Origin of the sequence: Sporofaciens musculi (assembly GCF_009830285.1) — a bacterium.
In the GTDB taxonomy this organism is placed as follows: Bacteria; Bacillota; Clostridia; order Lachnospirales; family Lachnospiraceae; genus Sporofaciens; species Sporofaciens musculi.
On record NZ_WUQX01000001.1, the window covers coordinates 4,304,915 to 4,331,141 of the forward strand.

The window sequence follows — 26,227 nt, forward strand, 5'->3', positions numbered from 1 at the left end:
CTTTTATTTCAGAAAATGAAGAAGCGACGTGCCAATCGTATTCTTCGGCATACTGACGCCAAAATTCTCGGCAGCCGTGGCGCCGATTACCGCAAATGTTTCCTGTTCAGGCAATCTACCGCTGCCCTTCATAGACTTTGAATACGCTAAAAGAGGAACCTTTTCCCGCGTATGGTCCGTCCCTGTATACGTTGGGTCTGTCCCATGATCCGCAGAAATCATCAGAAGATCCTCCTCCCAAAGCGTTTCCAACAGAAGCCCCAGCTTCTCGTCAAACTTCTCCAGCTCGTCCCGATACCCCTCAGGATTCCTTCGATGTCCCCATTTCGCGTCAAAATCCACAAGATTTACAAAACAAAGCCCGTGAAAATCCTTCTGTGCTAACTCAAGCGTCTGTTCCATGCCATGAACAGAAGATTTAGACTTATGAGCCTGCGTTATCCCCTCTCCGTCAAAGATATCAACAATCTTCCCTACAGAAATCACATCAAAGCCGCTGTCCTTAAGCACATTCAACGCCGTCGCGCCAGAGGGCTTCAGCGCATAATCATGGCGGTTGCTTGTGCGCTCGAATTCCCCCTTCTTCTTACCGATATAGGGTCTTGCAATAACGCGCCCTACTCTCCACTCCTCCCGCAAGGTCAACTCACGGGCAATCTCACAGCATCGGTACAATTCCTGAAGATCGAAGGTTTCCTCATTTCCACAGATTTGCAGTACAGAATCCGCCGACGTATAGACGATCATATGACCTGTGGCAATCTCCTCCTCTCCAAGCTCGTCAATGATTGCCGTTCCGCTGGCGCTCTTATTTCCGATAATCTTATGCCCTGTCCTGCGCTCTAACTCTGTAATCAACTCCTGAGGGAAGCCATGGTCCGTAAATGTCTGAAAAGGAGTCTTTGTCTCAATTCCCATCATCTCCCAATGACCGGTCATGGTATCTTTCCCATTGCTCGCCTCCCGCACCACGGCCTGATAGCCCAGAGGGCTTTCAAGCGCCTCAACCTGCTTAAGAGGCGTCAGGTTCGCAAGCCCAAGCCTCTGCAGGTTCGGAATGCGAAAGGAGTCAACCGCCTCCGATATGTGGCCCAGTGTATTCACTCCAATATCACCAAATTTTTCCCCGTCCGGCATCTGCCCGATTCCCAGTGAATCGATTACGATTACAAATATCCTCTTATATTTACCCATTATTTCCACCCCCAAATTCTTTACAGGTACATAACAATACATATCTCTGCATATACCCTTTATGTACTGTCTCTCCTAAACACTTTTATAGATTCTCCGGTCCAACCCCCTGAGGCAGCAACTCCTTTAAGGTATAGACCTTATAATCCTCCGTGTCCTTTGCAATTAGTCTCCGAAGGGCTCCCACAGCCACGCGGACAGCCATATCGGTATCATGGACCACAGGATTGTCAAGCCCGGCCTTCTGCCTCTCCTGATTTGCCACAACAAGGAAACAGGCGCCCACCCTGACGCGCAGATGGCTTCCGGCCACAAATAATGCCGCCGACTCCATTTCCGAGGCCAGACATCCTAACTTCTTCCACGCCTCCCATTTGTTCAGCAATTCATAGCTGACCGGCTTGGTTTCCGGAGAGTGCTGTCCATAGAAGGAGTCCTTGCTCTGAACCACTCCTACATGATACTCCTGCCCAAGCTCACCGGCTGACTCCATCAACGCGTTAGTAATCCGGATATCCGCCACGGCAGGGAATTCCAAAGGCGCATACTCTCGGCTGGTTCCCTCCATCCGTATTGAACCGCTGGCAATGACGATGTCGCCGCTTTTTACCTCTGTCTGCATACCTCCGCAGGTTCCGACCCGTATAAATGTATCTGCCCCTGACATCACCAACTCCTCCATGGCTATGGCCGCTGACGGGCCTCCAATCCCCGTGGACGTCACACTCACTGCCACTCCGTCCAAATATCCTGTGTAGGTGACATATTCCCTGCTGTCTGCCATAAGTCTTGCATCATCAAAATACTTCGCAATCTTCGCACACCGCTTGGGGTCTCCTGGAAGCAATACATATCTCCCCACATCACCTCTGCCCACTTGAATATGATACTGTTTATCCGGATTTTCTGAATAGTTCATAAAATCTTCCTCCTTTTCACAGGTTGAATGAAGCTGTACATCTATGGACATCCTATTATCAACCATGAGTTATCTTTTGTATTCTTCCAACTTTTTCAAAGCCTCTCGAAGCTCTGCTTCCATCTGCTCAATCTTTTCCTTCTGTCTCTGATTCTCCTCCTTCTGTCTCTGATTCTCCTCTTTAAGCTCATCAATCATATACTGCACTGTATTCCTGTCCAGTTCATACAATTCCTTTGAAAACATCCCCATCACCTGCTCAATATTCTGACAGATCTCATAGACCTGCTCATACATTGTTTTAAAGTCCGGATACTTTTCAATCAATGCAATGATATCCTCCGGTTCATCACTGCTTAGAAAAGTAAGCCATCCTTCTAGCCGCTTCTTTATACTCTTATTTTGATGGTTTTGCTTATAGATGTCAAGCGCCACAAAAACAAATTCCTGCAAAAGATTTATTTTCAATCCTGTATCAGACTTCTGCTTAAATTTATGTAGATATTTGTCTGGAAACTGGTGGAACTCTCAGGAAGGAGGTGTCAACGTTGGGTGTTTTCATTTCTTTTTTTATCGCTATTGCGGCTGGTGTAGTTTGCCACTACATCATCAAATGGTTAGATAGCGATGATAAGAGCAACAAATAGCCTACTGGGTGCTTTGCCAGTATAAAAGTAAAGAAGAATCCCTACACTGTACTGCAATACAGTGTAGGGATTCGTTCTTTCGTCAACGTGGACTTTTCATTTCATTTTGCCTATTGGCATTATAGCATATGCAAAAATGTTTTTCAATATGCTTTTATTCAAAAATTTTATCCTTATCTGGTATCAATCAAATCAGCGTATGTAACATACAGAAAAGCGGGCGAAAGAGAGCGACAGCCTTCAGCGATTTATCGACAGGGTAAAATGCATCACATAGCTTACGGAATTAACCCCCGAAATTGTACACGAATTTATTAAGAAGATTGTCGTGTCCAATTCAGAATATATTGACGGTCAGAGATGCAAAACAGCGTAGCCGCAGGGTTGCACTGTCAACATAGTAGCATATTAAGATATTTCAGTCTTTGGGGCAACTTCCTTATGGAACGCTATCCAAATAACGGGGCTGTCCAAAAAACAACCCCGCTGGCTTTTATTTATCCTTCAATCAAATGGCAAGCCGCCATATGCCCCGGCGCAACCTCCCTAAGCTTTGGCATCTCACTAAAGCACCGGTCCGTCGCAAACTGGCATCTCTCCGCAAACCTGCAGCAATCCTTTGGATTAATCGGGCTTGGAATCTCTCCCTTAATCGGGATACGCTCATTGGCCTTCGCCTTCTTCGGGTCAGCCTCCGGAATGGCTGATAATAGCGCCTTTGTATAAGGATGCAGCGTATTCGAGAATAATTCCTCCGTCTCCGCCGTCTCCACAATAGTCCCCAGATACATAACCACTACCCTGTCAGAGATATATTTCACCACGCTCAGGTCATGGGCAATAAACAAGTAGGTAAGCCCCATGGTCTCCTGAAGGTTCTTAAGCATATTGATTACCTGCGCCTGAATCGACACGTCCAGCGCAGAGATTGGCTCATCACAGATGATGAACTCTGGATCAACGGAAAGCGCCCTGGCAATGCCGATACGCTGTCTCTGGCCGCCGGAGAATTCGTGTGGGAAACGGGACATATGGTCCTTATTCAAACCAACAGTCTCAAGCAGCTTCTCCACCTTTGCATCCACCTCGGCCTGGGACATGCCATGCTGCTTCAATCCTTCGCCTACAATCTCCTTAACCGTCATACGGGGATTCAAGGAGGAATACGGATTCTGGAAGATCATCTGTACCTTCTTGCAAAACTCCTTCTGCTCTGCCCTTGACAGCTTCATAATATCCTTTCCGTCATAGAGCACCTCTCCCTTTGTGGGATTGTACAGACGGATCATACAGCGTCCGGTGGTGGATTTTCCGCAGCCGGACTCGCCTACTAAGCTCACCGTCTCACCTTTGTTGATGGTAAAACTGACGTCGTCCACCGCTTTTAAGGTCTCCTTGCGGCTTATGTGAAAATATTTACATAAATGATTTACCTGCACGAGAGGCTGATTTGTCTCATTATTTGCCATTATTTCACCTCTCCTTTCTTTGCTGCTCTTTTCATATCTGTATCCGGCGCAAACTCATGCTGCAGCCAGCAGCAGGTCATATGCTCGTCGGAAAGCTGATACATCTCAGGCGGCGTATCAAGGCACACATCCATGCAATATTCACACCGCGCTGCAAACGGGCATCCAACCGGAGGGGAGAATAAGTCAGGAGGTGTCCCTTCGATCGGTTTTAATTTTTCTCCCTTCGCCGTATCCAGCCTTGCAATGGACTGCATCAGTCCCTTTGTATACGGGTGGCTGGTTTCATAGAAAATCTCATCCACAGTGCCTCTCTCCACAACCTTCCCGCCATACATAACAAGAACACGGTCGCAAAGCTTCGCAATAACCCCCAGGTCATGGGTAATCAGGATAATCGAGGTATTCAATGTTTTCTGAAGATTCTTAAGCAGATCCAGAATCTGGGCTTCAATCGTAACATCCAGAGATGTGGTAGGCTCGTCTGCAATGACAATACTTGGACTTCCTACCAACGCAATCGCAATCATGACACGCTGCTTCATACCGCCGGACAGCTCATGGGGATACTGCTTATACCTGCGCTCTCCATCAGAGATACCAACTAATTTCAGAATATCCAGCGCCTTCTGCTTCTTCTCGGCGGCGCTCATATTCTTTTTTCCGACGAAGACCTCTTCAATCTGCTTTCCAATCCTCATAGTCGGATTCAGAGAAGTCATAGGATCCTGGAAAATAAAGCCAATCTCCGTACCACGCATATTGCGAAGGGCTTTCTTATCCATCTTAAGTACATCGTCGCCCTTATAGAGAATCTGTCCGCCCTCAAAGAATCCCGGAGGCTCCGGATTCAGTCTCATAATACAGGAGGACGTAACGCTCTTGCCGCAGCCCGACTCTCCTACAATACCAAGAATCTCGCCTGGACGTACTTCAAAACTAACATCACGAACCGCCTTTACAACACCCCCATAGGTATGAAAGGAGAATGTCAGATTCTTAACTTCTAATAAATTTTCCATCTTCTTACTCCTTTCCTATTCTGTTCCTCTAAGCTTCGGGTCAAATGCATCGCGTAATCCATCGCCTAACAGATTCAGCGCCAACATCGTGGTACAAATCAACGCTGCTGGAATGACAACCTGATAAGGATGGATACGAAGCTGAGCGATCCCTTCTTTTGCAAGTACACCCCAGCTACATCCCGGCGGCTTAATACCAAGACCGATATAGCTTAAGAATGCCTCCTGGAAAATCGCACCCGGAATCGCCATAGTCAGATTCGTAATAATCAGACCCATAATATTCGGCAAGATATGCTTCACAATAATCACAAAGTCCGGCACACCAAGAATCCTTGCAGCCGCAACAAAATCAGACTCCCGAAGCTTAAGGACTTCACCACGGACAAATCGGCAGCTTCCAATCCATCCCACCATACACATCGCAATAATCAGACAGTGTACGCCGTTACCGATAACAACCATCAGAAGAATGGTAACAATCATACTGGGAATACCATACAGCACGTCTACCACACGCTGAATCAGCATGTCCACCTTGCCTCCGTAAAAGCCTGAGATACCTCCCATAATTGAGCCCACCAATGCATTGATGATACTCGCCGCAAAACCAATGGTAAGGGACACTCTCGCACCCATCCAGGCTCTTACCCACAGATCACGTCCAAGGGCATCTGTACCAAACCAGTGCACCGAAGAAGGAGACTGGCTCATCTTCTCCACACTCTGGGTGGAATAATCATACTGGCTGAACATAGGTGCAAATATTGCCAGCAATATATATATACTAATCAGACACAAAGAAAAAAACGCAATCTTATTCTTACAAATACGTCTCCACGCATCCTGCCAGTAACCGATATTCGGGCGGGAAATGGACTCCATACTCTTTGTATTTTTTCCAATAACTTTAAATCTGTCTTTTGCTATCTCTGCCATATCCACTCACCTACCCTTTCTTTCCACTGAGACGGATTCTCGGATCTACGATACCGTACAGGATATCTACAATGAGAATTGCTATGACAAGGAAAGCGCCATAGAAAATCGTCATTCCCAGAACCAACGTATAATCAGACATGTTAATACTGTCAACATAGTGCTTGCCCATGCCCGGAATTGCGAACAACGCCTCAATTACGAAAGTACCCGTAAGCACAGAAGCAACTGTGGGTCCCATAATGGTAATAATCGGTGTAATTGCATTACGAATCTGATGCTTGAAGGTAACACGGAATTCTGATAACCCCTTTGCCCTGGCTGTCTTCGTATAATCAGAGGTAACGACTTCAAGCATACTGGAGCGCATCAGACGCGACACAGACGCAAGAGTATAGAATCCTACCGCAATAGACGGCAGAATGGTATGTTTAAAGCTGGTATACTGCGCAACCGGAAGAATCTGCCACTTAATTCCAAAGAAATACTGCAGAAGTGAACCCATAATAAAATCCGGTATGGATGTTCCTATAATCGCAATCAAAATACAGACAAAGTCCAGCTTCTTTCCACGATTAAGGGCCGCTATAATACCCAATATAATCCCAAAAAAGAACGCAAAACATAACGCTCTGATTCCTAAGTCCGCAGAATACGGGAAAGATTCTGCGATAATACGGTTGACCGTACGTCCTTCATATTTCATGGAATATCCTAAATCCCCATGAAATACATTCTTCATATAAGTAACATACTGCACCGGCAGCGGTTTATCAAGTCCGTAATATGCTTCCAGATTCGCCTTAATCTCTGGTGTCATCTTCGGGTTTGAAAACGGATCACCAGGCAATAACCGCACCAACACGAATACAATACTCGTCAGCACGAACAAAGTTACGATTGCAAGCAGAACTCGTTTTAGAATATATTTTGCCATGTGCTTCTCCTTTCTCTCCATAGGAAATGTACAGTTATCTTTTAGCACATCTCCTTACCATTTGACAATTTTGATTATCCCACACCTCCGTCGTACTCAGGATAATCAAAATTGTCAAAGAGGGGGGACCACAATACGGGTCCCCTCGCTAAAAACTATTCTGCTAAATCTGCATATACAAGGTTAAAGTCGTATCCAACGAAATATACATTGAAGTTCTCAATCTTCGGATTCACAAGATATGTATCCTGACGAAGCTGAAGTGGTACTAACGCAGCATCTTCTTCGAGGAAGATCCTCTCGGCTTCAAACAGTAAATCCTGTCTTGCCTTAGCATCCGTCTCTGTATTGGAAGCCTCAAGAAGCTCATCATACTTCGGATTATTGTATCCGGAGTGATTGTACTGTCCGTCACTGATCCACAGCTCAAGATAAGAATATGCATCAGAGTAATCCGGAACCCAACCTGTAACTACCATGTCATAATCCAATACCTGTTCTCTTTCCAGTCTCTCTTTGTATGTTACCTGGTCAATCTCAACCTTAATGCCCAAGTTCTTCTCATACTGCTCTTTCAGAACTTCTGCCTGCCTCTTTGCGCCTTCTGTATCTGTTGTCAGAAGATTAATCTCAATGTCTGCCGGTGAAGAAACTCCAAGCTCGGAAACTGCTTTGTCAAGGTACTCTTTTGCTTTTGCATTATCGTTCTCAAGTGGGAACGGCTCAAACGGATAAGCCTCTCCATATGTAGTGTCTGCTGACGTTACATCCGGAAGGACAAGTCTCTGAGCAGCTACATAAGTATCGTAGTTTACAAGTGTGTTATACTCTTTTCTGTTAAGACCATAGTTCATCGCAAATCTTAAGTTCTTATTGGCAAATGGCTTACCCTCTGTCTGGTTCAGCATGATATAATCATCTGCTCCTGTGAAGTACGCCTCTGTATTAAATTCACTGTCCACATACTGAGATACCATCTCTGAAGGAACAACGGTAATATCAACCTCATCCTGCTCGAACATTGCAACGCCAGTCTTAGCCTCTGCTACGGTCTTGATGCAGATCTCATCAAGCTTAATGCTGTCAGCATCCCAGTAATTCGGATTCTTGGTCATGATCAGTTCATCGCCATGCTTCCACTCAGACATAACGAATGGTCCGTTATAAGCAGCCTTCTCTGGATCTGCCGCATACTCTGCGCCGTATTCCTCAACAAGATCCTTTCTTGCCGGTCCGAATGAACACATAGATACCATTGCTTCAAAATAGACTGCCGGATGCTCCAGCGTAATCTCAACAGTCTTATCATCCAGAGCCTTTACGCCCAACTCTTCAACCGCTACGTCACCAGTGTTTACGGCAGCGCCGTTCTTCAAAATATATCCGATAAACGCATAGTCAGAAGCAACCTCTGGGTCCATCAGCCTCTGCATACCATACACATAATCCTCAGCCTTTACATCCTGGCCGTCACTCCATTTCAAACCGTCGCGAAGGTGGAAGGTATATACAAGTCCATCGTCAGACACTTCCCATTTCTCTGCTGCATCACCCTTTACCTCACCCTCAACATTTCTTGTCAGACAGGCAAGGACATGAATATTCGCGGATGAAGCACTGATTGAGTTACTGTTCTGCGGGTCCATAGATGGAACGTCTTCACGCAGCGTATAAGTAATTCTTTTCTTTCCGCCGGATCCACTTCCTCCGTCATCAGAACTTCCTGAATCGGAATTCCCTTTTGATCCTGGCGTACTACAGCCCGTAGCCAAAGCGGCTGTCATAGCCATTGCTAAAATTGCGGCTAATACTTTCTTCTTCATAAGAATCCTCCTTTTTATAGTTCTATTAGCTCATGTGTAGCACCTATCAGGTTCTTATATCCGTCCTTAGTAACGATGCCCTGATCTTCAATGCGGACACCGCCCCATTCCGGAATATAAATCCCTGGTTCTACCGTCAACACGCTGTCCTTTGCAAGAACATTGTCACATCCCGAACCAAGGTTCGGAAGCTCATGCACGAACAGCCCTACCCCGTGGCCAATGCCCCGGTAATGATACGGAAAATACTCCGTATCGCGAATTGCCCTAAGAGACGCCTCATAACACGCTGTTCCGGTCACTCCTGCACGAACAGCATCTTCTGTATCCTCTGTCATCTGTCTACATAGGCGGTACACTTCCCTTTGTCTTTCACTAGCCTTTCCCACAACCACTACACGGGTCATGTCCGACAGATACCCCTGATACTGGCATCCATAATCCAACAGGACAAAATCACCATATTCTATAGCCTTATTCCCAGGAATTCCGTGAAGCAGGGACGTTCTTGCCCCTGACAACACGATTCCTCCGTAAGGCTTCGTATCTGCGCCCTCCGTCACCATATGGTGCATCAGCTTAGACGCAATCTCTTTCTCCGTTATACCGACGCGGATATCCTTTAAAATCTTTTCAAATGCCCTTGAAGCAATATCACACGCAACGGTCAGCTTCCAGAGCTCCTCCGGCGTCTTGACCGAGCGGAAACCTTCTATAATATTAGATGTAGGAACAAGCTCTGCATCCACATCCTCCTCAAATGCCTTCCATGTACGGTATGTGAGATAATCCTCCTCAAACCCAATCCTTTCGACGCCATTCTCTCCGGCAAGCCTCTTTACCGTCAGTCCCATGTTGTATCCGGACTTTGTCCTCCAGTCAACAACCTCATAGTCAGGACACTCTAACGCCGCCTGCTCTGTGTATCTTGGGTCCGTAATAAAATACTGCCTGTCCTCTGTAATAAACAGGAAAGAATCCTCCCCTGTAAAACCACTGATGCAGCGAACATTGGCAGGCTTGGCTATGTAGAACCCCTTAAGGCCCTCCTGCTCCATATAGGAACGCAGTTGTTCAATCCTTGTCATAAAAACACCTCATCATTTTCTATATACACTTCCCATATATAGCATCTATGTATACTAGACACCACAAATAACGTTAATCTATTAACGTTAATCTTTGTTAAAATATAAATAAATATTATTCATTTTACCATTTTAAAGCGATGTGGTCAAGAAAACAATGACAAACAATCTGTAATATCTGATGGAAAATTCATGAAAATAGCCAAAAATGGGGACTTCCAGCCTTGGCAGCCCCCATTTTTTAGAAAAATTTTAGAAAATTATCTGTTAAGATATGGCTCAGAGAAGCTGTGATTAAAGAATTCAATCAGCGGCCCCATAAAAAATGCGGTAATCAGCGTTCCCACGCCGGGCATCAGGCCGGCCAGCGTTCCCACCGTAACACAGATAAGGTCACACGCAATCCGGACGAATTTGAAGGGAAAACTCCATTTTCGTGCAATTACAATCGGTATGGCATCATAAACCGAAACTCCCAGGTTAGACGTCATATAAAGCGAGGAGGCAAAGCACATAACCAGAACGCCAACTGCAAGGAATACCACCCGAACCGCCAGATTCGGCTCTTTAGCAAAACTTGTAATGACTCCGCTGGCAAAATCTACAATATACCCTGTCAGAAACATATTCACCAGGGTAGCCACTCCCATATAGCTTCTGGCTACAAACATATCTACAACGAGCATGAGAGCGCACACCACTGTATAGAAGATACCGTAAGACATATTTGTCTTAAAGAAACGCCCCCAGACGCCTTGGGCAAAGCACTGAAACGGGTCTACGCCAAACAGCGAGCACTTAAAGAAGCCCACGGCGATTGCACATAACACGACGCCTACTGTCGTCATTACAACCCGCCTTTTAAAATTTTCCGGTATTTTCATAATCCTCCTCCTTTGCAATTTAACTGTAAATAATTTAATACACACTCCATTTACTGTCAAGATAAAATATCACTGAACTATTGAAATTCTTGCTGTTTTTATGTAAACTAGAGATATATAATAATCGTATTTTTTCATAGATAAGGAGAAAGCAAATGAAAAAGGCAATGAAACAATCTAAGCTCATTACGATTCTAAACGGTCTATCTATCTTTGCCCTCATATTGATGGCAATCCTTCTGTTGATTTACGCCAATGCGAATAACCAGCTCTCCGCGGCTAACAAGGTACGATATGACCTGACTTCTAACGCCAATCGGTTTATGGACGGCTCCACCTATTTAACAGAGGAGGTGCGCGCATATGCAGCCACAGGGGACAAGTCCCACTACGATAACTTCCAGAACGAAGTTAATAATCTGAAAAATAGGGAGGCAGGGGTTGCCGCCATGCAGGAGATTGGGATTACCGCAGAGGAGCAGGGGATGATTGACAAGATGTCCTCCCTTTCTAACGACCTGGTTCCCCTGGAAGAAAATGCCATGAAGAATGTACAGGAGGGAAATCTTAAGGCGGCGCTTGATTATGTTTATGGAGACGAATATAATACAACCATCCTTCAGGTGAACGAGTTGAAGGAGGAGTTCCTTTCAGTGCTGGAGACGCGGACCTTGAAGCAAATCCAGACATTGAATACGCGCTCTATGATTATACGAATATTTCTGTTTGCGGCCCTGGTACTGGTCATCATCATCCAAATGATCATCATGTCCGTTACTCGCAGACGCATCCTGAAGCCAATCATTGCAGTGCGGGATCAGATGGGAGAAATCTCCCGTGGTAATCTCTCCGCCGAATTTCTTTTGGAGCCGGATACCTCCGAGATTGGTATGCTGGTAGACTCCATTCATGAGACAAAGAGCGTATTAAAGCAATACATACACGATATTGATTCCAAGCTAGCTCAGATGGCGCAAGGCAGTATGAATCTTTCCATAGATACTGATTATATTGGAGAATTCCTGCCAATCCAGAATGCTCTGCGTCAGATCTTAGACTCTCTGAACCATGCCCTGTCCCAAATCAACCAGACTGCAAGGCTGGTTTCCGATGAATCCGAACAGGTAGCTTCTGATTCAAGGATACTCTCAGACGGCGCCATTGACCAGGCTTCTGCCATCGAGGAGTTGTCGGCAAGCATCCAGTCCCTATCTGGACAAGTGAATTCTACCTCCCTGGACGCTGACGAGGCTCGAAAGATTTCCGTGGATTCAGCCACGCAGCTTAACGCATGCAGCAAACAGATGGATAAGCTAACGTCTGCCATGGAGAAGATTTCCGAATCCTCACAGCAGATCAACGGCATCATTAAGACCATTGAGGATATTTCCTTCCAGACTAATATTCTGGCCCTCAACGCCTCCATTGAAGCTGCCCGTGCCGGCGTTTCCGGCAAAGGCTTTGCCGTGGTAGCCGACGAGGTACAAAGCCTTGCCAACAAGAGTGCGGATGCAGCCCAGGATATCACTAAGCTTATCGAACATTCCATAGAACTGGTAAAGTACGGAACTTCTCTTTCCGATGAGACTACAGAGGCGCTCTCTGTCGGTGTGTCAGGTGCACAGAGCACTGCTGACCTGATTCAGAAGATTGCCGACTCTGCACAGCAGCAGGCTCTGTCCTTGGAGCAGCTTACAGCAGGTGTAGAGCAGATCTCTGTTGTTATTCAGACCAATACGAATACTGCGGAGAAATCCGCTTCCTCTGCCAACGAGCTTTATAGGCAGGCAGGTGAACTCAAGCAGTCTGTACAGCGTTTCAAACTTCGCTGATTAAAGCTAAACGCCTTTTCTATATGATAATAAACAGGTCTGGCGGGAAATCCGATTTTAAATATTTCCTGCCAGACCTTTATTCTTTTTATCTCTCCTAATTTTTCTCCTGACTTATTATTTATCGTGGGGCTTTCCCTACATGGTATTCCGTCTTCATCATATACATAATACTCCTGGACGCAACATCCACAATGATAAATCCAAACGCAATCGCCAGACAGGTGGCAAACAATACCATCATTTCGCCAAAAGCCAGCTCAATATCCTTGCTCACGCATCCATACATCATATAGTATAGGTTGGGTCCCGGAATCAGCGGGAACACGGACGCCGTAAGAAAGATGGTAGAGGGCGCCTTATTAATTCTGGACATGAAAAACGCATAGAACGCAACGAATACCGCCGCCACCAGCGTGGCCAGAAAATTACTTGGCCTCAGGTCATAGACCAGGATATAGATGCCCCAGGTAAAAAATGCGCCGATACCTGAATAAAATACCTGCCGCCCTCTGATCTTAAACCAAAAAGCAAACCCGATACATGCAACCGTACAAGATATCAACTGAATTGGTATATTATGGTTCAGTATAAAACCTTCTGACGCCGCACCGTCAAGAAGCATGATAGCAAGGGCTATCCCAAACGCAATACCTGCCGCTCCTAACATAGAATTCATAATATGAAGCGCACCGGATATAAAATCTCTTTGTAATACATCACGGATTCCGTTTGTCACACCAAGACCACTAATCAGCAGCATAACGATTCCAATCATGACCCGATCCGGATGACCGCCGATTCCAAGGCGAATGGCTGTCAGAATAATCATTTCCGACAAGAAAGAAAGTATCATATTATAAACTAAGAGATTACTCTCCCTCTTGCCAAGCCAATCCCCCACAACCACAATCATAAGGGAAACAATCACCGCAACAACCGCATCCGTAAGATTACACCCAAAAAACACTGCAAAACCTGTTCCGCCCATAACGCCTGCGAAATACTTCACCGCCGGATGCTGCTGCTCCCTGTCCATAACCTCCTGAAATTTCTCTCGAAATACCTTCTCATCCGGTTTATTTGTACAGACGTACCGCGACAGGTTATTCAGATAATCCAGGCGGTCAAAATCTATGTCTGTTGACTCAATATGACGAATCTGTGTAATAATCTCCCCTTCCGGCGTCTCCACCGTTATTTGGAGATTACTTGGAATAGCATACACATCATATCTCTTAAACCCATAGCTCTTACACATTCTGTAGAGACTATCCTCAAGTCGGAAATTCTCCGCCCCGCTTCGCAGCATCTCCTCTCCTACGTCAAGGATCATCTGCACAATCCTGTTGTAATCCATGATAACATTCCTCCCTGAAAACAAACAAAATTCAAAACGGTTTTACTTTATCACAAATTCCGACAATATACAAGTAATAAAATTACTGTTTTTTTTGATAAATAATTGTGAACCAACTGTGTAAATGGTATAATTATAATATTATTATCATTTGAGATAAATCAGCCTCTGTATTGGGGACTGCGGAGCTGATTCGGACTTACAATGAGAATTAAGCAACATAATGTAAAGGAGTAATGCAAATGAAAAAAGCAATGAAACAATCAAAACTCATCGCTATCCTAAATGGGATATCTATTCTGGCCTTGATTCTGATGATCGTTCTTTTGGTATCCAATTCCAATGTAAACCAGAAGCTCAACAACGACAGCGAGGCAAGGTTTGACCTGACTTATAATGCTAATCGTTTTATGAACGGTTCCGCCTACCTGACCAACGAGGTGCGCGCATATGCAGCCACCGGCGACCAGGCACATTATGACAACTATTTTAACGAGATCAATAATCTGAAAAACCGTGATCTGGGAGTTGCCGCCATGCAGGAGATTGGTATTACAGAGGAGGAGCAGGCTATGATTGACGAGATGTCCGCCCTGTCCAACGAGCTGGTTCCCTTAGAAGAAAACGCCATGGCCAACGTTCAGGAGGGAAAACTTGACGAGGCTCTGGATTATGTTTATGGCAAGGATTACAGTACTGCAATCACTCAGATCAACGCAATAAAAGAGCAATTTCTGTCCACCCTGGATATAAGAACCAAAGAGGAGATCCAAAAGCTTAGCCGGCGTTCCACCATTATGCGGATACTTATCATTATCTCCATGCTTCTGGTAGGATGTATCCAGTTGATCGTAATGTATGTTACACGCAGGCGCATTCTGAAACCCATCATCGCTGTACGGGATCAGATGAGTGAGATTTCCACAGGAAACCTTTCCGCAGATTTTTCCCTGGAGTCAGACACCTCTGAGATTGGAATGCTTGTAGACTCTATCCATGAGACGAAGAATGAGCTGAAAAAAATATATATACGATATTGACTCCAAGCTTGCCCAGATGGCAAAAGGCAAGATGGATCTGACCATTGATAATAATTACCTGGGTGAGTTCCTTCCAATTCAAAACGCTCTCAGCCAGATTCTGGATTCCCTGAATTATGCGTTGTTACAGATCAACCAGACTGCTGGACTGGTTTCCGACGAGTCTGAACAGGTAGCGTCAGACGCACAAATTCTTTCCAATGGCGCCACGGAGCAGGCCTCTGCTATCCAGGAATTGTCGGCAAGTATCCAGGAGTTGACCGGACAGGTTAAGTCAACCTCCCAGGATGCAGATGATGCGCGAAGCTCATCTATTGACCTAGCGGAAAAGCTTAAGGCATGTAGCAACAAGATGGAGCAACTCACTTCTGCCATGGAGGATATTTCCGAATCCTCCATGCAGATTAGTGGAATCATTAAGACGATTGAAGATATTTCCTTCCAAACCAATATTCTGGCGCTTAACGCTTCGGTAGAGGCGGCGCGTGCCGGCAATCTTGGCAAGGGCTTCGCCGTTGTTGCTGATGAGGTACAGAGCCTTGCAAACAAGAGCTCTGTTGCCGCGAAGGATATTACCAAGCTGATTGAGAACTCCTTGGAGCTTGTCAGACATGGAACATCCCTGTCCGGCGATACCACAAAAGCCCTCTCTGTCGGCGTGACCGGCTCCCAGAACACAGCCGAGCTGATACAGAAGATTGCTGATTCTGCACAGCAGCAGGCATTGTCCCTTGAACATCTAACCGCAGGCGTTGAACAGATCTCTGACGTTGTTCACACCAATACGGTGACTGCCGAAAAATCTGCGTCAACTGCCAGTGAATTATTTAAACAGGCAGGAGAGTTAAAGAGATCTGTTCAGAAGTTCCAGCTTCGCAGGTAAGTCAGGTATAAAAGCCTTTTATCTGCAGGATGATAACCCTATAACTGCATATCGTTAAACAGGGGTGATTGGTAATGTTTTTTGCATTTCCAATCACCCCCTATATCTTTTATTCGCAGGTATAGCGTATTCCCAGAAGCTTCCGTATCCGATCCATCATCTCCATTACGGCTATGCTGTCTGAAAGAGGCATCTCTTTACACTCAGTCTCACCGTTTTCTAAAGCCCTTCGGCATGACTCCACTTCATATTCAAACCCTGTAATCTGCTCCGGTATCTCATACTGTTTTATCAGCTTTCTGTCAAGATCATAGGCGCTGATTGCCTCACAGTTATTGATATTCTCCACAACAAGATAGCCTTTATCTCCATGGATGATCCCCCTGCGGTCTGTAAGCGCCTCCATGTTGGAGTGCAGAAGCGCCATCCGCCCGTTTTTCCAGGTGAGAGTGATACTATTCTGCAAATCCACTCCCTGGTCGGAAAGGATCCCCTGCGCAGATACCTCCTGATAATCCTCCCCAAATACCATCAGCGCAAAATTAATGGGATATACCCCAAGATCCAGCAAAGCGCCTCCGCCAAGGTCTGATCTGACCAGACGTTCCTTATTTCCAATCGCATATCCAAGATTTGCAGTCAGAGAGGTAACCCTTCCAATGATACCGCTGTCCACAGCCTCGCGGATTAGCTCTCTTGAAGGCATATACCGAGTCCATATGGCTTCTGCCAGAAGCAGCTTCTTCTCTCTTGCTATTCTAACCACTTCTTTTGCCTGAGCACTGTTAATCATAAATGCTTTCTCACACAGCACATTTCTTCCATTCTCCAGACACAGCTTTACATGCTCGTAGTGATGTGAATGAGGCGTCGCAACGTAGACCAGGTCTACAGACGAATCCTTCACCATATCCTCATAGTTTCCATATGCTTTCGGAATATGATACTGCTTTGCGAAATCCTCTGCTTTTTCGAGGCTTCTGGATGCTACTGCGTATATTTCTGTTTTTTCCATTCTGCGGACAGTCTCCGCCATCTTATGGGCGATGCTGCCTGCTCCTAAAATTCCAATCTTCATTTCTTCTTCCCTCCTTCTGATTTTAAAATCCAAAATATTCATACCAACGGCTAACTATAACAGCTCTGTTAGCACAAATGTATTTTTGTATTTTCTTTAAATAGCTCTTAGGAATTCAAGTAAAGCTTTAGGCACTTTGCTTTTCACCTCTTTCTCCAGCAATCTCCCAAATCAAAAAGCTATTATTCTTTAAATATTCTTGCATTTGTAATAAATCATCTTCTGAAAATCCATAAGATTTATATATCTGATTCTCAGGTAACTTTCCCTCGGCAAAATCAAACCCACAATCATTAGCTCTCTCAAAACGGAACGTAATAGAATCAAATCCATATATATTTTTGCCAATTATACAAGGGAACCTTCCCCATGCAATATCCAAAAACATAACACAAGAAAAGTTCCCCATATAAACATAAACTATAAATTTTTTACCAATACACTATTTGTTCGCAATCGCTGCCTGTGCAGAACGTAACTTTGATAGGCGTTTTTTGCTGTCACACTTATATTGCTGTAATCCATACTTAGGACATATGTACGAGGACTTTCGTCCTCATCTTCATTCTCATCCTCAATAGTTGCATTGGCATGATTCTTTCTTCCCTCTACTTTGCAGACAAGTGATTGCGTTTCATTTGGCAGGAAATTCAAATCCCAACGATACCTACAATTATCTACGGGAATAATTTGCGAAACAAATTTATCAATGATACTGTCATCAAGTTTGGGATTGGAAAAATCTAATGTTTCCTCAAGTACGGCTCTTATTTTCTCTGTGTCAAATTCTATACCATCCTCACTATCGGATAGCTCATCCATCCGTGACTTTTCTTCCATATATTTATTAAGCTCTGATTCCGTCGTATCCTTCAGCGACCTAAATTCTTCTTTTGTAATTTCCCCATCAGCCCTCATGCTGATAAGATTATCAATCTTATTTTTTAACCTTGCTATTTTTCCCTCCAATGCTGAAACGGCTGCTTGATTGTTCTTGGTGTCTGATTGATAGTATTCATTCAAGAGCCTATAAACCTCTAATATCGCATCCCTACGCTCTTGCTCTGTCCAGATACCCTCGAAAATCTTCTTAGCCATAATTTCTAACTTCCAGTCGCCAACCATACGAATGTCGCAGTACCCTTCTGTATCAAGACCATTCTTTTCTCGGAAAGCCTTACTGCCATTGTTGACCTGATTATAACACTGATACCCAAAAACCTCATCGCCCCTCTTATTAGTCCGCCACTTGTTTTTTCGGAATGTTGAACCGCAACTGCAACGTAATTTTCTAAGCCATACATCTTGTGTTGATTTTTTTCCGTATGTTCTTTCTCCTTTGTTTACTATCATCTTTGTCGTCCGTGCCTTGCGTATTTCGCTACATTTATCCCAAACTTCCTCTGAAACAATCGGCTCAAAATCCCCTTTGACATACATATAGGTTTCTTCGTCAAGATTCTTTATCCGCTTCTGTTCCAAATAGTTATTGCTAAAGGATTTCAGATAGCAGTTATATCCTTTATAAGTGGCATTATGCAGGATACGCCCGATTTTTGAAGCAGACCAGCTCACCTGTCCATGCCCATCCTTTCTTCCAAGACGACAAAGCTCTTTTGCAATCTTAGTCTGACCTGCACCTTGTAAATACAAATCAAAAATAATCCTTACCGTTTCTGCCTGTTCCTCATTGATTACATAGGTGCTTCCCACACGGTCATAACCAATGATATTGCCGTTTCCATACAAAACACCATTTTCACGGCTGATTTTCTGTCCTGCCCGAACACGTTCAGAAACTTTACGGCTTTCCTCTTGTGCTAAAGTTGCCATTATCGTAAGTCTAAGTTCTCCGTCCCCATCCATTGTCCAAATGTTATCTTCCACAAAATAGACTTCGATTCCAAGATTTTTCAGCTCCCTTGTCGTTACCAAAGTATCAACCGTATTTCTTGCAAAACGGCAAACTTCACGGGTTACAATTAAGTCAAATTTTCCTGCCCTTGCATCCTCAAGCATCCTTAAAAATGCAGGACGTTTTTTTGCTTGTGTACCTGTTATTCCCTCGTCGATATATTTTTGCAGGACATTCCAGTTACTATGCCTTTCTGTCTGGTCATCATACCACTGTAATTGGTTTTCAAGGGCTGCAAGCTGAGCCTCATGCTCTGTTGAAACTCGTCCATAATACACAACCGTCCGCTCTCTGTTCCTATCCAAAAAAATGTAAGGATTATGCCTTGCTGCTATATTTTGCATAATGAATACCTCCTTGCTTTGTTTTCATAATCGTACTAAAAATCAAGCTGCTTGTGAAATGTGCAAATTATAGTGCTTGTAGATATTCATATATGTTTCCTTATTTACAAGCCCCTTTTCAAAAAGAAACTCAATTAACATAGCAGCAGCATACTCTTTATCAATCTTAATTTTATCCATTCTGATGCCCTCCTTTGAGAGAAATACTAATGGCAAGAGCCTTGTCTACTCTTGCCATTATGTTATCGGGCATCATTCCCATATACTGTTTTAACCGCTGCTTATCAATCGTCCGTATCTGTTCAAGCAGGATAATAGAGTCCTTATCAAGCCCCTCAAAATCCTTTACTGAGGTATGTGTTGGTAATTTTGCTTTTGTGTGTACTCGGCTCGTAATCGCTGCAATAATAACTGTCGGGCTGTGTCTGTTGCCTGTATTGTTTGAGATAATAAGCACAGGTCTTGTGCCGCCCTGCTCCGAACCAACAACGGGATTAAGTTCTGCGTAGAAAACATCTCCACGCCTGATTATTCTTTCCATAGTATCTGACCTCCTATCTGGAATAAGACAGGCGTAACCTGCCTATGTAGCAGCCAGACACAAGGAAGTATTTAAGGTCGGGAGAGCATAAAACAAAGCTCTGTTTCCATAGACCGCCTTGTATCTGGCATTATGATAGGAGCATCTCTATTTGTCCTCGACACCCCGAAATGCAAATGCGTCATAAACGCAGGGAAATCGCCAAACGGTCAGCAGCGAACTGACGCCACGGGAGTTCCACCCCAACTGTCGGTCTGACAGAGCCGCCCTCATTGCCTGCGACGGATTGAGTACCGTTCGGGCTGTGACTGGACGGGAGTACCATTATTCTCTTTGTGGGTCATGGCGAAATCGGGAGCTGCCCGATATTTTGAGTCGGTATTTGACCGCTCACCACCTTTCATCGCTATTCTGCTAATCGGCAGGTCATGGCGTACCGCTGCACACGCTTATGCTCATCACAATCACAAAGAGGAAGTATTTGGCGAATGACTATTCAGTTGTCAAGGAACAATCCCGTTTTCGCCATACAAAGGAAAACGGGGCGAAGGCTTTTTTTTTTGCCTTACACCCCATAGTCCTTGAAAACCTTCGATTTTCCCCTCTACTCAAAAAACTTTTTTTAATTTTTCTTTGAGCCTGTCCATCCGTCTGTAAACTGCTTTCTCCGTAGTATTGAGTTGTGATGCAATCTCATGTGTGGAATAGCCCTGTATTTTCATTACAACGATTTTCAGGGTAAGCCTGTCCACCATAATGAGGATTTGATAAAGCTGCTGATTTTCAATACTGTCCAGAAACTCCTCAACTGTCCTCACTTCGGGTTGTGCCGTATCCTCGGCAAATTCCTCAAGGTATGTATCTGCATCTAATAATCTGCGATAGTACCGTCTGTCGGAATTAAAGACCGCCCAATCGTGAATACGAAGCTGCTTGATGGTGTCCTCGCTAACGCCCAAGCCCCTCAACTGCTTTTCCTCGGCTTCTTTCCAGAGCCGCCATTTCTTTTCTTCTCTGCCATAATTGAATGACATTCTCGTTACCTCCAATCTGAATTTTTTGAAAATCCAAATTGGCAGGCGGCGAACGGCATCCAATCCCAGAAACAGCCTTGCGGCGTATTTCTGCAAAAAACGACAAAAGAAAAACCGCAAAGGCTGTCATACCTTCACGGTTTAAGGAGATTCTATTGCTAATATGTAGATATTTGACTTCTACTTGTTGGGTGCAAAGCCCCCTTGTGCTGACAAGGATTTTTTTAACGGCTTACCCATCCATCCTTTATATGGTATATGTAAATAGAAATCACTGCTTGCAGGCAATAAAAATCCCTCCAAACTTCAAAAAAGCGAAGTCGGAGAGATTTCAAAGTATGACAAATCAGCCCACCCGAACATCGTTTTTTTTATTCGGTGGGCTTGTCTCCTGTCTATGGTTATATAAAAAGCAGAGCCGACAAACTGTGATTCTCACAATTTCATCGGCTCTGCGTCTAAAGCGTCTGGCTCTTTGATGACTGTTACTTGTAAATTCTTTGCTTCAATCAATGTTTCCTGTCTGCATTTCGGACAGTAGAGAGGATAATTTATCAGAACAGTATCCTCCCTAACCCTATTACGGGTTTTATTTCCGCAAAGAGGGCATAATATCCATTCTGTTTTCTTCATTTTCCTATCTCAATCTCCCATTTCTTTTATTCATTTAATCCCTAAGATTCCAACTTGCATATAGGAACACCAGAAAATTTCTACATTCTTAAATCCACACTCTTGTAAAATATGAATTTGCTCCATGATAGTGATTGGATAATACTCTGTATTATATCTAAGAATATGATTTTGACATTCCTTTTCGCTCTTTCCATTATTGTACTGATAATTTTTCCACCGCTCCAAATACAGAGTTTTCATCATATCATTATTAGGTGCAAAATTTTCTACTGTGAAAAACAGACCGTTCTTTTTCAAGGCATTATAGCAATTTTTAATACTGATAATTCTATCTTCGTGTTCAAGATAATGATTAAGTAATATCGCTGTTATGACATCAAAATTTGAATCATACCCTAAACTTTGTATTGGAATTTGTAAAAACTCCATATTTGAAGAACAGATACGTTCTTTCGCTATTCTTAACATCTGGGGCGAATTATCACAACAAACCATATTCTTAACTTGAGGATTCTTGATTGCTATACTCGCCATTTTCCCTGTCCCGCAGCCTATGTCTAACCATGTGATGGGTGTTTGGAAAACAATCGTGACAATATCTGCTATTTGCTTAAAATATTCTTCATAATATGGCAAAGTAGCCGCTATACTCTTATCATATTCTTCTGGTAAAAATGCCTGCTTACAACACATAGAAACACCTACTCAAAATCATCTAAATAACACTGTAACTTTTCAGCAAATTTTCCGATATGTACGCCGTCAACAAACGAATGATGCACTTGCACTGAAATCGGCATCCATATCTTTCCATTTTTTTCATAGAATCTTCCCCAATCAAATAAGGGCGTTGCATTGTCTTTTTTCCCAGATTCCGTGTGGGAAATATGAGTATATGACACCCACGGAAAAGATGAAAACTGATAAATATCATTTGCCATCGGTGCAGTAAAATACTCCGTCTGATTCTCTTCCGTTTCCTTTGCCAAAGCAACATAATCTTCTATACTTTCCTGCATAGGGACATTGACTACCTTAAAAAGCTCTGTGTCTTTGTTAAGATATGTAAATGATGTATTGATAGTTTCAAAAATGGCGGGCTTCCCCTCCACAAAGCGGCATCGAAACGCTTCAATCTCATTTGCACATTTTGTCACCGCATAAACAAAAGAAAAAGTAAACGAATACCTTCTTTTCTTTACATACGATAAAAAATTTGTTATATCCACGTCAAAAGTCACGCAATACTGTGGCTGAACACTATTTCTAAATATTTCATAGTGCATCGCTCTTTCCCATGTAGATACATCAATGAACTGCATAAAACATCCTCCTTATACTGATTTTCTTTCTATTATACCCGATTAGTTGTATGATGTCAATACGTTGTATTATGTCTTTGGCTAAAAAAACGGCACTCGCTTTCACTTGCAAGTGCCACACAATAATCATTCAATATTCAATTCTTTTATAGCGTGCATAATATGAATCCTCATAGCGTTCTTTGCCCCTTCGGCGTTACGTTGTTCCAAAAATTCCATTATCATCCTATGGTCGCCTATCGTATCATTGATTGCCTTTTCACTCTGAATTGACAATACCACTCCTTTTGAAATAGCCTGATATAATATTGGCATGAGTTTATTCATAAATTCGTTATGGGTAGCTTGTGCAATCGCTTTATGAAAAGCATGTTCGTCTTTAGTTCTGTCCTTTCCACTCTTAATTTCATTTTCAATCTGCTTTCCATAATCAATTATCCTTTTTATCTCTGCATCTGTCCCTCTTATAGCCGCAAGATAAGCTGCTTCTGGTTCAAAAATCAGCCGCATTTCATATAGGTCTTTTGCATTTACTTTGACAGAAGAAAGTTGTTCCAAATCCTGTGGTTGTTCAAGTATTTTTTCAGTAACATAAGTTCCCTTACCACGTCGGATTTCCAGTATATCATAAGCAACTAATATTCTTATCGCTTCTCGCAATGTTGTCCTACTTACATTGAGTTCTTCCGATAAGTCTAATTCATTTGGAAGTTTATCCCCAACTGAAAAACGCTTTTCTATTGTTATCATCGACAAAATACTATCTGCAACGCTTTGGGAAAGCATTTTATTCTTCATGGCTGTACCACCTTTTTCTTTTTCTGAATATTATACTATGTATCATCCATAACTTCAAATGGAATCACATGCTATGTTTCATTTCCAAAGTCTCTCCATATAAAATCCCTCAATATTCAGCAATGCCATCCTCACATCTCGATTCAAATTCTTATAGATAATCCATTTCCCAATTTATACCGTTTGTTCTCCGATTTAGCATTTGTAGTTCCTATTCTTAGAGATTCTATCTCGTTTAATGAGAATTTCTATCTCTGTAAAATGGAACATGACAAAATTTAAGCATAGGCGGTGAACATATGGAATTTGTAAGAAACAAGAAAAACAGATACGGATTTGACTTCACTCCAATCGGTTTAGAAATCAAAAAAGCCCGTGAAGCCCAGAAAATAACACGGGAAAACTTGGCTGAAACACTCGACATCTCCCCAAGACACCTCCAAGCAATCGAACTTGAAGGAAAGCACCCAAGTCTTGGGCTTTTGACCTATATTGCTGAAATGTTCGATATTCCCATTGACCCGTACATATTTAAAAAAGAGACAGGCACAAAAAGCGTTATGCGAAAACGCTTAGATATGCTTCTGGATAAATTAGATGATAAGGATTTATCCATTCTTGAAGCAACTGCAACTGCCTTATGTAAGGCAAAAGAGCCAGAGGAATAAACCTCTGGTTTTTCTTTTGCCATATGCTTAATACTTTGGCACTCCATAACCGTAGATTGAACCGCCCCCGACAGGATATTGCTGCTGTTTGCAGGCATCTCCAGAGTTGCCCTCTACGGTGTAAACAATACCGTTCTCGCATTTCTCCACAATGCCCACATGGTCGATTGTCCCGTCGCCGTCCCAATCGAAAAAGATAATCGTTCCTGCCGATGGCTCATAGTTCTTGTCCTGCCATTGCCCGTTGCCGTTAAACCAATCAGCACCGTCCGAACAGAGGGAGAATTTCGGTATGATGCCGCTTTCCAGATAGCCGCACTGGTCGGCACACCACGAAACGAAGCAGGCACACCATTCCACACGCCCGTTGAAGCCGTACCAACTCCAATAGGGCTGACCGCCCTCATTGCCGAGCTGCGTCAAGGCAACCTCCACAATAGCTTGGTTGCCGCCGCTTGTAAATGCCCGTCCGTATGGATAGTACCGCAGCACATGGGCGGGATACTGCGTGTCGCCGTATTTTTCCCAACCTAACCTCTGTGCCTGCATGGTGGAAAACTCCACCGCATTGGCATAGGAATATCCGCCATAGTTGCTCTTTGCCCAAGAGATATAGCCATTCCCGAAGTTATATCCCTGCAAGGCGAGCTTGATACGCTCCATGTCAATGGGATTTTCCACCTCAGCGGAGATAAGGGCTGCCTTTAATTCCTGCACACCGCACTCAATGGAATACTCTGGGTCTTTAATCCCGTTCGGCTCATGGGGATACCTTGTGTTAAAGCTGCCCTCCGCCGCCTGCATGGGGTCAAGCCCACGCCCGCCGCTTTCCTGCATCATAACCGCCTTGATTAGCTCCACATATTCGGGGATGCCGTACTGCTTTGCATATTTCTGTATCAAAGGCTCGTAGGCTTTCACCTCCGCACTGACAGGGGTATAGGAAGTGCTGTCGCTGCCGCCGCCAAATAATGACACGGCACAGCCAAGCAGGACGACAATCAGAATTATCACGACAGCAACCCAACCGCCTGCGATAAGGGCGGAAATCAGAGCTTTTGTGCCTGCGATAATCGCCTTGACTGCGGCAATGGTAGCCCTTACCGTCGCTTTCGTTGCTTCGGCTGTTGCCTTTGCGGTGGCTTTCGCCGCCTGTGCCGCTTTCTGGGCGGCTTTGGCTGATGCCTTCGCCGTTTTCTGTGCCGCCTTTGCTGTCTGCTCGGTAGTCTTAATCGCTGTCTTAGAGGTCGCCTGTGCGGTTTTCACGCCTTTTTCCGTTGCCTTGACTGTCCCTCTGGCGGTAGTCTTTACCGTCTTTTCCGCATTTCTGGCGGTGGTCTTGATTGTCCTTTTTCCCTGCTGTCTTGTCTTTATCAGCGAATTTGCCGCTGTCTGGGGAACTTCGGGCTTCACAGGAACATCGGAAACAGGGGAACGGCTCACTGTCCCGTTTCGGATCAGAGAGCCGTTCTGTTCTGCAAACGCCTGTGCTTTTTTCTGCTCGGCAGCTTTCGCCGCTCTTTTCGTCTTAAAATCGGCAAGTTTATCCTTTGTCTTTCCGATATTCTCCCTTGTCGCCGCCACGCTTTTCTGTCCCTGCTTATTGAATTGGTGGATGCCCTCGTCTTTTATACGCCCCGAAGCATGGGAGAACTTATCGGCAGCATATTCCGTCGGGGAATTTTCCTCTGCGTAATAGCCCTGCTCCGCCTTGTCTTTAGTCTTGGCATAAGCGGATTTCATACGTTCGCCTGCAATGGCGGCTTTGTCTAAAGTTTTTATTGTGCCTTTGACCGCATCTCTGGTCTTTATATCAGCCATAAAAATCGACCTCCTTTCCCAGAGGATTTTGCG

The 26,227-nt window shown here is 44.2% G+C and carries 26 protein-coding genes and 1 pseudogene; 5 read left to right on the top strand and 22 right to left on the bottom strand.

The window, feature by feature from the left end; genetic code table 11:
• Window positions 1–3: 3 nt before the first annotated feature.
• The 3 genes from GN277_RS21890 to GN277_RS21900 form a co-directional block, all read right to left on the bottom strand.
• On the bottom strand, window positions 4–1,194 hold the full coding sequence (locus GN277_RS21890) for a phosphopentomutase (RefSeq protein WP_159753699.1): 1,191 nt from the start codon (window positions 1,192–1,194) through the stop codon (window positions 4–6).
• Between the two features lie 85 nt (window positions 1,195–1,279).
• On the bottom strand, window positions 1,280–2,113 hold the full coding sequence (gene udp / locus GN277_RS21895) for a uridine phosphorylase (RefSeq protein WP_159753702.1): 834 nt from the start codon (window positions 2,111–2,113) through the stop codon (window positions 1,280–1,282).
• Window positions 2,114–2,182: 69 nt separating this feature from the next.
• Window positions 2,183–2,548: a hypothetical protein gene (locus GN277_RS21900; protein WP_159753705.1), complete on the bottom strand. Its 366-nt coding sequence runs from the start codon at window positions 2,546–2,548 to the stop codon at window positions 2,183–2,185.
• Between the two features lie 501 nt (window positions 2,549–3,049).
• On the opposite strand from GN277_RS21900, the pseudogene GN277_RS32490 reads away from it, so the two are divergent.
• Window positions 3,050–3,136, top strand: a pseudogene (locus tag GN277_RS32490) (DUF4368 domain-containing protein); the annotation flags it as partial.
• Between the two features lie 121 nt (window positions 3,137–3,257).
• Here GN277_RS32490 and GN277_RS21910 read toward each other — a convergent pair.
• From GN277_RS21910 to GN277_RS21940, 7 genes are all read right to left on the bottom strand, one after another.
• Window positions 3,258–4,229 carry an ABC transporter ATP-binding protein gene (locus GN277_RS21910; RefSeq protein WP_159753708.1) on the bottom strand — a complete coding sequence of 324 codons (972 nt, stop codon included), beginning with the start codon at window positions 4,227–4,229 and terminating at the stop codon, window positions 3,258–3,260.
• Window positions 4,229–5,251: an ABC transporter ATP-binding protein gene (locus GN277_RS21915; RefSeq protein WP_159753711.1), complete on the bottom strand. Its 1,023-nt coding sequence runs from the start codon at window positions 5,249–5,251 to the stop codon at window positions 4,229–4,231. The genes GN277_RS21910 and GN277_RS21915 overlap by 1 nt, the downstream gene beginning before the upstream one ends.
• A 15-nt stretch (window positions 5,252–5,266) precedes the next feature.
• On the bottom strand, window positions 5,267–6,190 hold the full coding sequence (locus GN277_RS21920; RefSeq protein WP_159753714.1) for an ABC transporter permease: 924 nt from the start codon (window positions 6,188–6,190) through the stop codon (window positions 5,267–5,269).
• A 10-nt stretch (window positions 6,191–6,200) separates the two neighbouring features.
• The gene (locus GN277_RS21925) at window positions 6,201–7,127 is read right to left on the bottom strand and encodes an ABC transporter permease (RefSeq protein WP_159753717.1); all 927 of its coding nucleotides are present in this window, start codon (window positions 7,125–7,127) and stop codon (window positions 6,201–6,203) included.
• A 155-nt stretch (window positions 7,128–7,282) separates the two neighbouring features.
• Window positions 7,283–8,950 (bottom strand): peptide ABC transporter substrate-binding protein, encoded by a 1,668-nt coding sequence (locus GN277_RS21930; RefSeq protein ID WP_159753720.1) that lies wholly within the window; start codon window positions 8,948–8,950, stop codon window positions 7,283–7,285.
• Window positions 8,951–8,964: 14 nt separating this feature from the next.
• Window positions 8,965–10,038: a M24 family metallopeptidase gene (locus GN277_RS21935; protein WP_159753723.1), complete on the bottom strand. Its 1,074-nt coding sequence runs from the start codon at window positions 10,036–10,038 to the stop codon at window positions 8,965–8,967.
• Window positions 10,039–10,298: 260 nt separating this feature from the next.
• Window positions 10,299–10,922, bottom strand: coding sequence for a YczE/YyaS/YitT family protein (locus tag GN277_RS21940; protein ID WP_159753726.1), 624 nt, complete (start codon window positions 10,920–10,922; stop codon window positions 10,299–10,301).
• Window positions 10,923–11,077: 155 nt separating this feature from the next.
• Here GN277_RS21940 and GN277_RS21945 point away from each other — a divergent pair, with 155 nt between their 5' ends.
• A complete protein-coding gene (locus GN277_RS21945; protein ID WP_159753729.1) occupies window positions 11,078–12,754 on the top strand; it encodes a methyl-accepting chemotaxis protein in 1,677 nt (558 codons plus the stop codon).
• Window positions 12,755–12,875: 121 nt separating this feature from the next.
• Here GN277_RS21945 and GN277_RS21950 read toward each other — a convergent pair whose 3' ends face one another.
• Window positions 12,876–14,114 carry a threonine/serine exporter family protein gene (locus GN277_RS21950; RefSeq protein WP_159753732.1) on the bottom strand — a complete coding sequence of 413 codons (1,239 nt, stop codon included), beginning with the start codon at window positions 14,112–14,114 and terminating at the stop codon, window positions 12,876–12,878.
• A 242-nt stretch (window positions 14,115–14,356) separates the two neighbouring features.
• On the opposite strand from GN277_RS21950, the gene GN277_RS31230 reads away from it, so the two are divergent.
• Together GN277_RS31230 and GN277_RS31235 are read left to right on the top strand one after the other, a co-directional pair.
• Window positions 14,357–15,154 (top strand): HAMP domain-containing protein, encoded by a 798-nt coding sequence (locus GN277_RS31230; protein ID WP_322101266.1) that lies wholly within the window; start codon window positions 14,357–14,359, stop codon window positions 15,152–15,154.
• Between the two features lie 16 nt (window positions 15,155–15,170).
• Window positions 15,171–16,037, top strand: coding sequence for a methyl-accepting chemotaxis protein (locus tag GN277_RS31235; protein WP_322101267.1), 867 nt, complete (start codon window positions 15,171–15,173; stop codon window positions 16,035–16,037).
• A 109-nt stretch (window positions 16,038–16,146) separates the two neighbouring features.
• On the opposite strand, the gene GN277_RS21960 is transcribed toward GN277_RS31235, so the two are convergent.
• The 10 genes from GN277_RS21960 to GN277_RS22010 all read right to left on the bottom strand — a co-directional run bounded on the left by GN277_RS21960 (window position 16,147) and on the right by GN277_RS22010 (window position 23,705).
• Window positions 16,147–17,115 carry a Gfo/Idh/MocA family protein gene (locus tag GN277_RS21960; protein WP_159753735.1) on the bottom strand — a complete coding sequence of 323 codons (969 nt, stop codon included), beginning with the start codon at window positions 17,113–17,115 and terminating at the stop codon, window positions 16,147–16,149.
• 127 nt (window positions 17,116–17,242) lie between these two features.
• Window positions 17,243–17,497 carry a hypothetical protein gene (locus GN277_RS21965; RefSeq protein ID WP_159753738.1) on the bottom strand — a complete coding sequence of 85 codons (255 nt, stop codon included), beginning with the start codon at window positions 17,495–17,497 and terminating at the stop codon, window positions 17,243–17,245.
• Window positions 17,498–17,535: 38 nt separating this feature from the next.
• Complete coding sequence (locus GN277_RS21970) at window positions 17,536–19,374, bottom strand: recombinase family protein (protein ID WP_159753741.1); 1,839 nt, start codon at window positions 19,372–19,374, stop codon at window positions 17,536–17,538.
• Between the two features lie 42 nt (window positions 19,375–19,416).
• The gene (locus GN277_RS21975; protein ID WP_159753744.1) at window positions 19,417–19,554 is read right to left on the bottom strand and encodes a hypothetical protein; all 138 of its coding nucleotides are present in this window, start codon (window positions 19,552–19,554) and stop codon (window positions 19,417–19,419) included.
• Window positions 19,547–19,915, bottom strand: a complete 369-nt coding sequence (locus GN277_RS21980; RefSeq protein ID WP_159753747.1) for a type II toxin-antitoxin system PemK/MazF family toxin — start codon at window positions 19,913–19,915, stop codon at window positions 19,547–19,549. Before GN277_RS21980 ends, GN277_RS21975 begins: the two co-directional genes overlap by 8 nt.
• 608 nt (window positions 19,916–20,523) lie before the next feature.
• Complete coding sequence (locus GN277_RS21990) at window positions 20,524–20,949, bottom strand: RNA polymerase sigma factor (RefSeq protein WP_159753750.1); 426 nt, start codon at window positions 20,947–20,949, stop codon at window positions 20,524–20,526.
• A 435-nt stretch (window positions 20,950–21,384) separates the two neighbouring features.
• A complete protein-coding gene (locus GN277_RS21995; protein ID WP_159753753.1) occupies window positions 21,385–21,582 on the bottom strand; it encodes a cysteine-rich KTR domain-containing protein in 198 nt (65 codons plus the stop codon).
• A 30-nt stretch (window positions 21,583–21,612) separates the two neighbouring features.
• Complete coding sequence (locus tag GN277_RS22000; protein WP_159753756.1) at window positions 21,613–22,278, bottom strand: class I SAM-dependent methyltransferase; 666 nt, start codon at window positions 22,276–22,278, stop codon at window positions 21,613–21,615.
• A gap of 8 nt (window positions 22,279–22,286) precedes the next feature.
• On the bottom strand, window positions 22,287–22,907 hold the full coding sequence (locus GN277_RS22005; RefSeq protein WP_159753759.1) for a chloramphenicol acetyltransferase: 621 nt from the start codon (window positions 22,905–22,907) through the stop codon (window positions 22,287–22,289).
• A gap of 126 nt (window positions 22,908–23,033) precedes the next feature.
• Window positions 23,034–23,705: a FadR/GntR family transcriptional regulator gene (locus GN277_RS22010; protein ID WP_159753762.1), complete on the bottom strand. Its 672-nt coding sequence runs from the start codon at window positions 23,703–23,705 to the stop codon at window positions 23,034–23,036.
• 299 nt (window positions 23,706–24,004) lie between these two features.
• On the opposite strand from GN277_RS22010, the gene GN277_RS22015 reads away from it, so the two are divergent.
• Window positions 24,005–24,373, top strand: a complete 369-nt coding sequence (locus GN277_RS22015; RefSeq protein WP_159753765.1) for a helix-turn-helix transcriptional regulator — start codon at window positions 24,005–24,007, stop codon at window positions 24,371–24,373.
• 27 nt (window positions 24,374–24,400) lie between these two features.
• Here the strand turns inward: GN277_RS22015 and GN277_RS22020 are convergent, their stop codons facing one another.
• Window positions 24,401–26,194: a lysozyme family protein gene (locus GN277_RS22020; RefSeq protein WP_159753768.1), complete on the bottom strand. Its 1,794-nt coding sequence runs from the start codon at window positions 26,192–26,194 to the stop codon at window positions 24,401–24,403.
• Window positions 26,195–26,227: the final 33 nt, after the last annotated feature.